The sequence below is a fragment of the Pseudomonas sp. GW822-FHT04H02 genome (assembly GCF_058800645.1).
This window is the reverse complement of the sequence record NZ_JBXAMM010000008.1, coordinates 87,977-100,788: the sequence shown is the minus strand read 5'-3', so window position 1 is coordinate 100,788 and position 12,812 is coordinate 87,977. Positions and strand designations below refer to the sequence as shown.

Below are 12,812 nucleotides of genomic sequence, written 5' to 3'. Positions count from 1 at the left end.
AACACTGGTAAGTGTAATCGAGTTTTCTGTGATATCTCCCCCGCGACCTCCGTCAACGAAGCTGCCGGCACTTGGGCGCCCTCCCACACCGCCAGCGCTGTACCCACCCAAAACGGAACCTCCGCCCATACCTCCTATGGATCCACGAGAACCAGCACCACCATTACCCCCTTTTAAAACAACATCAAATAATGTAATGGTATTTTTTTAACATCACCTCCATTGCCACCGAAACTTGAGGCAATGACGGAGTTAGGGGAAGAACCGCTTGCACCGCCCGAACTCAAACCGCCTAGAACAGATCCTCCGCCCATACCTCCCGCGCCACCGGAACCACCTGCTGAAGTTCCGCCGTCACCGCCGCTGGCCCCAACCTGAGTAACCCCGATGATGGTGATGCTATTACCTATAATAGAACCTCCGTTTCCGCCACTAGTGTGCGATGAAACGCGATTCGCATTTATTAGACCTCCTGCGCCTCCATAACTAACACCACCTAAAACGGAGCCGCCCCCTATACCTGCATCTCCATTTGCAGAAAGCCGCGCTGAACTCCCTCCGCCTCCCCCGTTTTCACCTTCTAGTACTACATTATTTAGTACGACTGTATTGCCTATGATATCTCCACCGCTTCCGCCATTGGCGTAGCCTGGGAGTAGAGAATCCATCGCGAGGGAATATCCCGCGGCTCCGCCATAGCTAATTCCGCCCATAACAGAACCGCCGCCAGCGCCCCCAGCACCACTGGCACCACCAGCTGGTAAGGATGGACTACTGGCACCACCAGCACCACCAGCACCACCAGCACCACCACTTAATGTTAACCCGGATAGTTTGATAGTATTGTCTGTCACATTACCGCCGCTGCCACCGCTGGAATTGGTGGCGGGAACAAGACCTTGCCCCGCAGCTCCGCCATAGCTAATTCCCCCGAATACAGAGCCTCCACCCATGCCTCCAGCGCCCCCACCACTTCCGCTAGTACCACTTGTTGTACCTGCACCGCCAGCGCTTGCGCCATTGGTGACCGAAGTTATTTCGTGCCCAGATATATTGTTACCACTTCCACCGCTGCCATCGAGCCCATTAACGCCGCTATCGCCCTCACTATAGTTTATATTTCCGGAGTAGTCGCTGGAACCGATCGCCCCCCCATCCGCGAATGCTCTGGAAAGGGAGAGAGATTCAGAAAATGAGAAAGCAAGAGCAAAAAAACTTAAAAAAATCTTTTTCATAGGAAAACCCAAAGCACCATCAAAGGATACGATAAATTTGGTTAAGACATTCAAAACTTACGAAATAAAAAAACCCCACGCGATAGCCGAAAAGCAGTAAAAATATCCAATATTGCAAACTATCATTAGCAATATACTTCCAGGAGCACACCAATAAACTCGTCGAAGGTCATTGCCGAGATATTAATTCGAACAGAAACAGACATTCTTTTTGTTGAACACCTGACCGACACGCCCCGCTAGCTGGTAATTAAGCTTTATAAAGCTGCGCCCCTGCCAGCTGATATACACCGAACATATAGAATGCCAACCATAAACATCAGAAGCACAGCACTAACTTCCAAACACACCTCCAGAGCCGCACCAAGAACGTGATGGGTATTACTCCATTAGTTTCAATGCAAACATATTGATGCACTACGTTTAGAGCTAGAACACAAGCCGCACTCGACTGAAACTTTTTTCAAATACCACCAGTAAAAAACATTAAAAATCCTAAATTACCGACACCGCAATTTATATAAGACGAATCTGAAAATAAATCTAAGCTCTCAGCTGGCTTGGGATTGCGGACACAATCGACCTTAATGCCAGGGTTCGGAAGGAGTGTTCACCGTTCTTTTACATCGCTTTGACGCAATTGGCGGTTTTGAAGCGGCTTGGTGAAACGCCTCAACGTGCAGCGGGACCGTATTGCTTTAGAAGCGGTACGTCACACCAATCACGCCCTCTGTCTCACGATAGTTGTCCGAGCCCATCTGACGGCCCAGAGAACTCCAGGCGCTGAAGTTATCAGTGAACTTTCCTTCAAGACCTATCTTCATCTCTCCGATATTACGGCTGCCTTCGATGAAGCTGCTAACCCCGCCCATCTCCGCGCCGTAAAGTTTTGTGTCATGCAGCCAGTTCGTTTCAATGAATGGTTCAAGGCCATAGGAAGCCTGACGATCAACCGGCGAGAGCGATATGCGAGAACCAAGGCGGGTCTGTACATTGCCCTCACCAAGGCCCGAAACCTGTGTTCCGTTAATCTCGGTATTGTCGTTGGCACGAATGCCTGACCAGATCACCTGAACCTGAGGACGGATAACCACGTTGCTTGCAACCCCACCAAGGCCATTAACCGTTCCGGCAAGGAAGTTATATCCGCCTTCGATGGATGCGGAGAAACCCTTGCTCTTATAGCTCTCCCTGCGAAGTTCTTCACCTTTGATGGTGTTGTCGAACCAGCTGTAGAGAGCCCAGCTGTCGACATAAAGGCCGCTGTGATCATGAGCGTTTTGGAACCAGGTGCCATAGAGGCCGACCGAGTAGCCACTCACCTTGGCATCCGAGCGATAGCCTGAGATGCTGTTGCGGGTTGTTGTGTTTTGATAGCCGCTACCACCCATTACACCTAGGCGCCACTGATCGGTGTCGTTGAACGAGCCACCCAGCATATCGCCACCCATCTGGAAGACTGTGCGGTTAGCCTTGTTGTCCAATTGACCGCCAACCATCTGGTTGCGGCTGTGTTTGCCTTCATAACGAAGCCAGATATTGCTCGTACGACGCTCACCCGCCGAGCGATCAACATAATATCCTTCACCCTCACGGTCATTCAGACGAAGATTGAACATCGTTGCTGAAGCCGCAAGATTGCTCGCATATCCACCAGCCTCTGGGCGATAGGTGTTAATGTTGTCTGTAAGCTTGCTGGTCAGATACCAGTTACTGGTATTTACACCTGATGCCGTTCCCTGCTGCAGGGAGTAATCATAGCTGCCAGCAACAATACGGCCATCCTGCACAAAGGCGCCTGCACTGGAACTGCCTGTTCTGATCAGCTCGATCCCTTCGAACGTCTGTGCGCCTGCACCACCTTCGTTTGTGACTTTAACCTTGGTCGTGCCACTCGCATCGCCTGTAATGATCAACTTGTCGGTCTGACTGCTATCGCCACCAAGAACAGTCCCGAAGCTCACAGTCCCACCATTGCCCGTCCAGCTCCCATCAACCTCCAATGTCTGCCCTGCACAGGTTGTGCAATTGTTGATGACAACAGTCCCGCGATTGATCACATCACCTGTGATCACCACTGGAGAAGTCAGCAAGGCTGCATCCCAGTCATTGATCAGAACCGTACCGGCATTGTCTAACGTAGCCCCTGCGCCCAGCTTTTGACTGTAACCGCCAAAATTAAGCGTAGCGCCCGAAGAAACACCGACACCGGAGGTACTTGCAAAGGCATCTGCAACGCCTGTCTTAAGCGCCCCATCACTGACAGTGGTCGAGCCTGTATAGGTGTTTTTTGCATTCAGGATCAGCGTACCAAGGCCATCCTTGGTCAGGCTCTTGCCGTCCCAGTCATTCGCATTGCTCGCTGTCACCGTCGCGTTATCAGCCAGAGCAACGCCAAGCGTAAGGCTTGCACCGTCCTTGAGATCAAAGGTGCCATAGGCATCCTCTGCACTATTGCCCAAATCATTCCATTTAAGGCCGTAAGAAAGGTCTCTGCCGCGATTGGTGATAATCACCCCGGCATAGCTCTTGGCACCATCTGCCAGAAGGTCGTTCTCCGTCTTGTCGCTATAGGTTCCGCCAACCCCATTTGTCGTAGTCGCCAGCGTGTAATCGGTTTGGTTCCATTTGGTGATGTTGCTTCTGCCCTTAATGTCGGTTCCACTAAAGGACAGGCTGTTGGCCGAAAGGGCTGTTCCGCCGACAAGGCTACCAAAGGTCAGGCTGGTCTTATCACTAAAGCTGGCATCGCCGGTAAAGGTTACAGTTTTTCCCGAAAGGGATACGCCCGTATAGGCACCCGCAGTCAAGCCACCATTAATTGGTGTGGCTGCTTCGCTGATGATGGACAGCGTGTTGGTGCTTGTCGCATTTTGCATACCAGACAGAAAAACATCGCCCGTAATTTCAGAACCCGTCTTCAGCGTCAGCTTGTTAACGCCATCTTCCAAACGGATTGCTGCGCCAGATGCGCCGGTAGTGCCCGCGCCACCTACAGGAAAACCAACTCCGGCATCGCCTCCAGCAGCACCCTCACCTCTGGTAATCTTGCCACTGTTGACAATAGTAAGCTTGCTGCCATTTATAGCGTCGCCCCCCATGCCCCCCACGCCACCCGTGCCACCCGGAGCACCGCTGGCCCCACTGCCACCGGCGCCACCCACACCACCCGCACCACCGTGTATTTCGCCGGCGTTATTATTAACAATAGTTATATTGTCGCCGCTGATAGCAGCCCCACCAATGCCGCCGGTGCCGCCGGTGCCGCCGATGCCCGAACCACCATTGCCACCCTTAGTGCCGGCGCCGCCCTGTATCGTACCTCCGCTGTCGTTAGTGATGGTCAGATTATTACCGCTGATACCAGCACCACCGGCACCACCACTGCCGCCAGTGCCTCCGCTACCTCCTCTGCCAGTACCGCCAGTACCGCCAGCACCGCCAGCACCGCCCAGTATCGCACCGCTATTGGTAATGATCAGATTGTCACCACCAACACCTGCACCACCTGCACCACCTGCACCACCTGCACCACCTGCACCGCCCGCGCCACCGGCAACAGCCCCGATCCATAGGCCGCCATTTCCGCCATTTCCGCCATTTCCGCCGGTAATAGATGCTCTATTAACAACTGACAGTTTTTCGCCACTAACACCAGCACCGCCGCGGCCGCCAATGCCGCCGTCGCCGCCAGAAGACAACGGGTTTGTGACAGCATTAGCACCACCAGATGGTCCCAAAAGCCCGTTGCCGCCGACGCCCCCCAGAATCACGCCACTATTGGCGATGATCAGATCTTTGCCGCCAATAGCAGCACCGCCGTCGCCGCCGTTGCCCCCTCTTTTATTAATATCGTTACCAATACCGCTGGGGCCGCCGTTGCGGCCGTTGCCGCCCCATATCGCGCCACCGCTCTGATTCGTAATGGTCAGATTGCTACCGTGAATGCCAGCCCCCCCTTTGCCCCCGGTGGAGCCGTTACTGCTGCTGTACCAGCCAGCGCTGTTTCTTACACGGCCTACAGTTCCGCCAGCACCGCCGTTGCCGCCCTGTATCGCGCCGCTATTGGTAATGATCAGATTGTCGCCATTAATAGCTGCACCACCCTCACCTCCGGTGCCGCCACTCGTGTTGGTAGCAGTAAGGACGCTTTCAAAGCTGATACCGCCAGCGCCGCCAGCGCCGCCAGCGCCGCCCCATATAGTAGCGCCGTTGTTGTTAGTGATCGTCAGATTACTGCCGCTGATGCCCGCGCCACCGGTGCCGCCGGTACCGCCGGTGCCGCCGGTGCCGCTGACGATGCCCGCACTGGCGATACCGCCGCCGTCGCCGCCCCTTCCGCCGTCGCCGCCCCGTATAGTGCCGCCGTCGTTGTTAGTGATGGTCAGAGTGTCACCTGTAATGCCCCCACCACCGGCACCACCGGCGCCACCGGCGCCACCACCGTTGCCGTCAGCCCCCCCCCCGCGGCCACCACGCCCCCCATTTCCGCCAGTGAGGGTGGCGCCTACTGAAAATCGGTTCTGTTCTTGGGTTGTTCCTATTGTTGCATTTAAATTATAGGATTCAGTTCCATTCCTGCCTGCCGCCCCATCCTCCCAACTTGCAGTAGGCGATCCATCCGTTCCATCCGCTCCCGCCTCCCCTGTATTTTGGGCAGCGGGATATGTGCCGCCGCCACTAGGGAACATGTGAGATACGGTTTGGGCCAATGCTGAACTTGTTTGGATTACTGCGAAGACACATGCAGTGCTCTGCATCAACGTTGCAATTCGCTTGAAAAACATCCCATTGAAATGTTTCGCGTGACTATTCTTGTTCTTGCCCATGGCGATTTTTACACCCCGCCCACCTGCTAGATGATCTTCCAACAAAGTGAGTAATTATGCGATCTGGTGCCGTACTCTCGCGAAATACGAAAACTCGCAGCTACGACGCTAATTAATAGCTATCATCTAATTCCTTGATCTTTGACTCAACGAGAAAATTCTTAAACTCCGTTCGAGGAAGGGCCTTGAGCGAACGGCAGCGATGCTTACTCGGCTTGCTCACGAATGCTTGGCGGGAAGTGCATGTGCATATGGCTATCGTAAAATTCACTATGTCCTGCGGGAGCGGGGTGAGACCTCCGGGCGAAATAGATCCGGGCGCTTGACGTAGGTAAAGGACAGCGATCGTAAACGGGCTATTGTTGTTATCTAAGATTTTATGTCGCGACGCCAACTGTCCACTCGCTTATCCACATTGCAACTTGGACTGCCCCCGCCCCCATAGACATCTTCCAGCCTCAAAGTGAGGCTCTTTCAAAGGCCTCAGGACTGACGCCGCCCAGGTGGCTGTGACGACGCGTTCGGTTGTAAAACGCTTCAATGTAATCGAATACGTCGGCCCGGGCCATGTCCCGGGTTTTGTAGATCCGCTTACGGATACGCTCTTTTTTCAGGCTGCTAAAAAAAGACTCCGCTACCGCATTGTCCCAGCAGTTTCCTCGCCGGCTCATACTCGGCTCGAGGTGGTTGGCCAGACAAAAACGTTTCCAGTCATCGCTGCCATATTGGCTCCCCTGATCCGAATGCACGATGACTCTGGTTTTGGGTTTACGGCGCCATACCGTATGCGTCCGGCAAAGTCATCTAGCCGACTCCTTTAAGCCCAGACATGGTGTGCACTTAAATTTAGGTGGACACCATCGCCTTAAGCGATGGCATCAGGAAGGTGTGTTGCCCGGACGGTTACGCCATACCGCCATGAGCAATGCATCCAATGCCAGCTCCTTGCCCAGCGTTGGCTTCATTGACCAGCCGACCACCTTGCGAGCATACAGATCCAGTACAACGGCCAGATATAACCAGCCCTGCCACGTCCGGACGTAAGTGATATCGGTCACCCAAGCCTTATTAGATGCGTCGACAGTGAAGGCCCGGTTGAGATGATTGGGGGCAATGATCGATGGTCTGCCTTTGATTGTGCGCGGGGCTTTATAGCCTCTGAGCGCCTTAATTTTATTGGTGCGCATCAATACCGCGACACGGTGCTTGCCGCAACTTTCTCCAGCCTCGCGCAAGTCAGCAAACACCCTCCGTGCGCCATACACACCTCGACTGGCCGCATAGGAGTCGCGGATCAGCCCTAACAGCCGACCATTCTCTTTTTCGCGATCAGAAACAGGCTTGTGTAGCCATTGATAGAACCCGGCACGAGCAACTTTCAACACCCGACACAGCGTAGTGACCGCGTATTGATGTCGGTGCTCGTTCATGAAGCGGTATTTCACTCGGGTTCCCTGGCGAAGTACCGCGCTGCTTTTTTAATATGTCGCGCTCTTCTTCCAAGCGTCGCATTTGGGCTCGCAGCCGTAAAATCTCACTTTTGACTTCGAGCAACTCGCTGGCCTGTTTCTCGGTTTTGTCAGGCGTCACGGCTTTGACCCATTGGTAGAGGCTGTGGGTCGAAACACCGAGGCGCTCGGCTGTTTCCGCAACGGAGTATCCGCGCTCAATGACTTGCCTAACGGCCTCTGCCTTGAATTCCGGCGTGAATCGTTGGGTGCTCATAAACTTCCTCCTATGCTCCGATCATAGGCTGGAGATGTCTACGGTGCCAGGGGGCAGTCCAATGCTCCTAGGCTGCGCACTCCCTCGCGGCGAAACAGCCCTAGGCCTACCACGGGTGCCTTTGGGGCCGGGGCTTAACCCTTTGCCCATACCCCTGCCTTCAGTTTGCAGTTTCATGTAAAGGTCCGTTTTCGTGAGGTACACCACTGCGCCTCGCAAAGCCTCACGTAGCGCGGACTGACTATGGTCGATCATCCCGACCCCACAGGTCTTGTAGCCGTGCTTGTTCGCATTACAGTTGAAATACAGACCACGCCCTTTCGTGACTACATCCGACCAATACTCACCCACCCGCCGAGCGACAGTCACGTCTTCTCGAACCTTGGATCCATCAAAGAAAAACATCATGTGGTAATGGAAGCCCTTCTCCGGCCCGTGCTCCAGCTTCCAGATGTAGCCCACCATATCGTCAAACAATTTGTTCGACCTGGCGTTCCCGAACAGGCGCTCTCGATCTTGCTTAGCAACTGCCTGCGTAGTTTTGGAGTTCTCTTTCGAGTAAGAGAGGTCAACCCTCACCACCATCAGCCTGGAGTAGCGCTCAAATAATGCGTCAACGTACCCGGTGAGCTCCTTATAGTTTTTGTTGCTTGATCGCTGATAGCTATTGAGCCGTGCTTGGAAAGCTTTAGTCTTGACACTTTTACGAATCTGATTCACACACTCATTTAAATGCTTCATGAGCATTTCAGCTTCATTAATAGGCCTTTCAAACCTCCAGGTCATGCAGTGGTAGTACAGATCAAACTCTTTAACCTTACTCATCGCCATCTCCAGATATGGCTCAAGCGTATAAAGAGCGTTGAACCGGTTATCGTCCGGCATGTGTAGCCTTACCAACCTGAGCAACAATTTACCGGAAGGGTAGCTTTCCAGACTTGCGTTACCAAACTCATCTGTCGCAGTTAGTCTGAACGCATCTCCTTGCGACCTTACTAGCCGTCCTACAAAGGAAGAAGCGTCTTTCAATGTACAGATCAATCCTGCGTCTACAGCTCCTACCTGACCGACACCTTTTATGTGTACGTCCATCTTACTCACGAGCGCCGTATAGCGCTCCTCAATGTCAACACTCATAAGCGCGCACCATCACTTCTCCAGAGACTCGTTAATCAATTGAAATTACCGACCTACTTGGTTACTGACCAATCCCATCCACTTCGCTTGTCTAAACAAACCTCCTACTCACATACTCATGCACATCAACAGTCACAGGTTGTCATTAAGAATGACAATACCTACTCACTAACAACACTACTAACAACACTACTAACAACACTACTAACAACACTATCAATACACTACCAATTACCAATTTACCAATAACATATAAACCAGAAATAATAGCGCGACAAAGTCCTAACCAAAGCACTACCGACAACGGGCCTTTCAATCTAAACAGAAGAGAACTTTATATACGAAGTTAGTGCGAGATCTCAACACAAAACAGCTAAGGCCTTTTCAGCTCTACAACTTAATAACGCTCCAGCTCAATACTCAGCACGCCTCCTTAGCAGACATTCGCTGCTCAATCCAGGTGGTGATTTCGGAGTCAATCCAGCCGATAGCCGCGGCCCCCAATTTGATCGGTTTTGGAAACGTAGCGTCGTACCTTGGTGACTGGGCGTCCATGCGGTCATAGATCGTTGACCGGCCTAGACCTATGCGTTCGCTCAGCTGCTTGAGACGTAAAACTCTCGGGTAGGGAACAGATGTTGAATTTGTCACTTGCCTTCTCGCTGTTGGCTTGGGAGTGATGGAACTTTAAATCTCTCTCAATCCAACAAAAAGGTCGGCAGCGACGAGTATTTTTTTTCTGAGCTTGGGATAGATTTTCTGATTCAAACTGAGCAAGTGCTTCGCTGTAGAAGTCGTATACCGGCCTACTGCTTGCAACGACGATAGGTCACCTTTACCGTGGGTCTCTGGGCCCCTGACATGCCTTGAGCTACCCCGGACACTCAGCAGCTTCTCGTGCATCCAGGCACTGCTCAGCTTTATGGGGGCTGTTCTGATCTTTCAGGTGGATGACTTAATGTGGGCCGGTGCGTATGCCATAACGCATCCGGGTAGTTTTTCCCCAGCGAACCACTCCAGCCGAAAATGCAGTCAAAAAGCGCCGCAAAGGCGAGCAAAGAACTAACTCTGCACATCGAGCACTGGAGTCGTTTTCAGCAGGAACTAACGCCGTATAGCATTTACAGAAAATTGCCGGTTTTTGGCACCGCCACAAGGTGCACACCTGCTCTTCCCCGAAAATTAGAACGGTTTTTAAGCCTATATCACGACACTGAACATCCACCGTGGAATCCAAAACCATGTCATTTCAGTGCCCTCGCTGTAACTCCAAAGAGATTGCTTTCCTCAGAACAGCCATGACGATCGGGGCCAGTGTTGGTGCCGTAGGCGGTGCTGCGCGAGGAGCGAGTAATGTACTCACGGGTAGCCAAATAGGCGCCACTGTCGGCGCGCTTGCCAGACCGCTCGGCATCACCATCGGTACAGTCTCGGGCGCCCTGCTTGGCGGACTCGGTGGCGGTGTAGGTGGTTGTGCCATTGGCGCCCAGCTCGGCGAAAAACTGGATCGCCATGTATTGGCAAATAACCACTGCTTGGTCTGCGGGCATCGCTTCAACCTGCCTACTTAAATCCCCTCTTTCCTCAACATTAAACCCGGATCGTGCTGCGCTCTGTGCAGCACTTATGCCGACCTGCACTCAAAGGAATCTTTCCCATGGCTCACCTCATTGAACAAATGGCTTACGTTGGTGCTACTCCTTGGCACGGCTTGGGCAGTCGCCTTACCGAAAAACAACCGCTGGAAGTCTGGCAGCAAGAAGCGGGCATGAATTGGCAGATTCAGGACAGTCCGGTTCATTTCAAAGCCGAGGCTACCGGTCACTTGGGCAGCATTCACACGTTCCCGGAACAAAAAGTGCTGTATCGATCAGACACCAAAGCACCGTTGTCAGTGGTCTCCAATCGTTATCAGGTCGTGCAACCCCGTGAGGTGCTGGAGTTCTACCGAGACCTGACGGAGTTCTCAGGCTACGAACTGGAAACCGCTGGCGTGCTCAAAGGTGGACGCAAGTTCTGGGCTCTTGCCAGAACTGGTCAGGCTGCAACGCTGAAGGGTAATGATCAGGTCAATGGCTATCTGCTGCTAGCAACCTCCTGTGACGGCACACTGGCGACTACCGCCACTCCCACCACAGTGCGGGTGGTTTGCAACAACACCTTGAGCATTTCTCTCAACGGCACCACTCACGCCATCAAGGTGCCGCACAGCACGCGCTTTGATTCTCGAAGTATCAAAAAGCAACTGGGCATCGCCGTCTCGCAATGGGACGAGTTCATGTATCGGATGCACATCCTCGCCGAACGCAGAGTTCAGACCAAAGAGGCCCTAGGTTTCTTTATGGACGTACTGTGCGACACCAGCGCGCACGCCCCCATCCCCGAGGTACTGCCCAACAAACGAGCAATGGAGAAGGTGCAAAGCCTGTATGAAGGAAAAGGTCGAGGTGCTGATCTAGTGTCCGCGCGCAATACCGCCTGGGGTTTGCTGAACGCGGTAACGGAGTACGTGGATCACGAGCGACGAGCCCGAAGCTCGGAGTACCGAATGGATTCCGCCTGGTTTGGTCAAGGTGCGGCGATCAAACAGAAAGCCCTGAATGCCGCACTGCAACTCGTGGCGTGAGCCTTGGCGCATGCATCTATTCAAGCTCTATGTAAACGACATCTCTCAAGACCTGGAAACCAGCTAGCCCTATCACAACCAGACATGGGAAAGACGCTCGCAGCCTGGTAGGTACCTGGACTCTAGACCATGTTGCTATCGGTGCAGAAGTCCACGTATCACTCGCCGAACCCCGTTTTTCTAGACGCCACCCAATAAACATACCCCCCCGTGACTCCCACTTAAAGGTCCCAAGACAGGAAATACGTCTATGACAGTACTTCGATTTTTCCTCACGTTGTTCACGTTCATTTGCCTGCTTGCCGGTAGCAGCATCGTGGTAACGACCATTTGCCTGATGTTGCGCTTCCCACCTCTACTGTTTGCCATCGTGTTGGGCTGTGTTCTGTTGGTCATCATTCTAAGAAAAATTCGCGCGCATTACCGCACGGCGGTTTGATACCCATAACGACATGCTCAGCACTGCATTCACTTATTCAGATAGAGGCCTCGTATGAACCCACACTGCTTCATATGTGAGTCTTCAGCTGTCCTTAGCCAAGACAGCGCCAAGGCGATCGCTCAGTTCTTTACTGTGCTAAATAGCTTCGCTCGCGAAAGGCAAACAACCCCTTCCACCAAGAGCATGCACACAGTGGAGCCTATGGCGTGGTTTCTGCAGAACATGACGACGGCGGTGACCAGAGCCACCTCAGCGTTCAGCGCCAGTGACAGGTCTATTCAGAACATGCACAAATATCAATTCGGCTCCTTTACCTATTTTTGCTTACGCTGCGGCACCCACTTTGATTCCGTCGCCCCATGATCATGCTTTAAGTCGATTAACTAAAAGCTCGACCAGTTCGACCACCAATTGTCTATCGGACTGATTCAAAGATGCCAATAAATGACTGATCCGACTCGCCTGGTCATCGACCAGTGGGCTTACTTCACTCAGTAAGTCAGCCGCCTCACAGCCAAAAATGTCGGCGAACTCCAAAAGCCGAGTGATATTTGGCATCACGATCCCTCGCTCAATGCGAGAAACCGCCTCGTTCCCCACCCCCAACTGTTCTGCAACCGCCTCCTGGGTTAGTCCGCTACGCACCCGCTGTTTAGATATGGCGCGCCCTACTGTGCCCGCCAATTGCTTCTGATCAATTTCAACCATTTTGCCCTCCCATCTCAACCTAGATGGTTGGGCATCACCTCATTGACATGAAGAACATCAAAAGTTGAAAATCACCCTTAAAGGTTGTCACCCATCCTAAAACTACACAT

General features: G+C 52.9%; 7 protein-coding genes and 1 pseudogene. 2 read left to right on the top strand and 6 right to left on the bottom strand.

Annotation, left to right across the window (positions count from 1 at the left end):
- Positions 1–173 precede the first annotated feature (173 nt).
- The 5 genes and pseudogenes from AC1RMG_RS28645 to AC1RMG_RS28625 all read right to left on the bottom strand — a co-directional run bounded on the left by AC1RMG_RS28645 (position 174) and on the right by AC1RMG_RS28625 (position 9,577).
- Positions 174–1,289 carry a hypothetical protein gene (locus tag AC1RMG_RS28645; RefSeq protein WP_493170819.1) on the bottom strand — a complete coding sequence of 372 codons (1,116 nt, stop codon included), beginning with the start codon at positions 1,287–1,289 and terminating at the stop codon, positions 174–176.
- 644 nt (positions 1,290–1,933) lie between these two features.
- The gene (locus AC1RMG_RS28640; RefSeq protein ID WP_493170817.1) at positions 1,934–6,064 is read right to left on the bottom strand and encodes an autotransporter outer membrane beta-barrel domain-containing protein; all 4,131 of its coding nucleotides are present in this window, start codon (positions 6,062–6,064) and stop codon (positions 1,934–1,936) included.
- Positions 6,065–6,531: 467 nt separating this feature from the next.
- Positions 6,532–7,789: pseudogene (locus AC1RMG_RS28635) on the bottom strand (IS3 family transposase); the annotation flags it as partial.
- 21 nt (positions 7,790–7,810) lie between these two features.
- On the bottom strand, positions 7,811–8,926 hold the full coding sequence (locus tag AC1RMG_RS28630) for a YagK/YfjJ domain-containing protein (RefSeq protein WP_493170816.1): 1,116 nt from the start codon (positions 8,924–8,926) through the stop codon (positions 7,811–7,813).
- 420 nt (positions 8,927–9,346) lie between these two features.
- Entirely contained in the window at positions 9,347–9,577 is a 231-nt protein-coding gene (locus AC1RMG_RS28625) for a helix-turn-helix transcriptional regulator (RefSeq protein ID WP_404673629.1), read from the bottom strand.
- Positions 9,578–10,167: 590 nt separating this feature from the next.
- Between AC1RMG_RS28625 and AC1RMG_RS28620 the strand changes: the two genes are divergently transcribed.
- Positions 10,168–10,497, top strand: a complete 330-nt coding sequence (locus AC1RMG_RS28620) for a hypothetical protein (RefSeq protein ID WP_404673638.1) — start codon at positions 10,168–10,170, stop codon at positions 10,495–10,497.
- A gap of 86 nt (positions 10,498–10,583) precedes the next feature.
- On the top strand, positions 10,584–11,552 hold the full coding sequence (locus tag AC1RMG_RS28615; RefSeq protein WP_404673628.1) for a DUF932 domain-containing protein: 969 nt from the start codon (positions 10,584–10,586) through the stop codon (positions 11,550–11,552).
- 805 nt (positions 11,553–12,357) lie between these two features.
- On the opposite strand, the gene AC1RMG_RS28610 is transcribed toward AC1RMG_RS28615, so the two are convergent.
- Positions 12,358–12,702: a helix-turn-helix domain-containing protein gene (locus AC1RMG_RS28610; RefSeq protein WP_071485534.1), complete on the bottom strand. Its 345-nt coding sequence runs from the start codon at positions 12,700–12,702 to the stop codon at positions 12,358–12,360.
- Positions 12,703–12,812 lie beyond the last annotated feature (110 nt).

Coding starts and splice junctions, on each gene's coding strand:
- AC1RMG_RS28640 (WP_493170817.1), bottom strand. CDS start 6,064: ATGGGCAAGAACAAGAATAGTCACGCGAAACATTTCAATGGGATGTTT.
- AC1RMG_RS28630 (WP_493170816.1), bottom strand. CDS start 8,926: ATGAGTGTTGACATTGAGGAGCGCTATACGGCGCTCGTGAGTAAGATG.
- AC1RMG_RS28620 (WP_404673638.1), top strand. CDS start 10,168: ATGTCATTTCAGTGCCCTCGCTGTAACTCCAAAGAGATTGCTTTCCTC.
- AC1RMG_RS28615 (WP_404673628.1), top strand. CDS start 10,584: ATGGCTCACCTCATTGAACAAATGGCTTACGTTGGTGCTACTCCTTGG.
- AC1RMG_RS28610 (WP_071485534.1), bottom strand. CDS start 12,702: ATGGTTGAAATTGATCAGAAGCAATTGGCGGGCACAGTAGGGCGCGCC.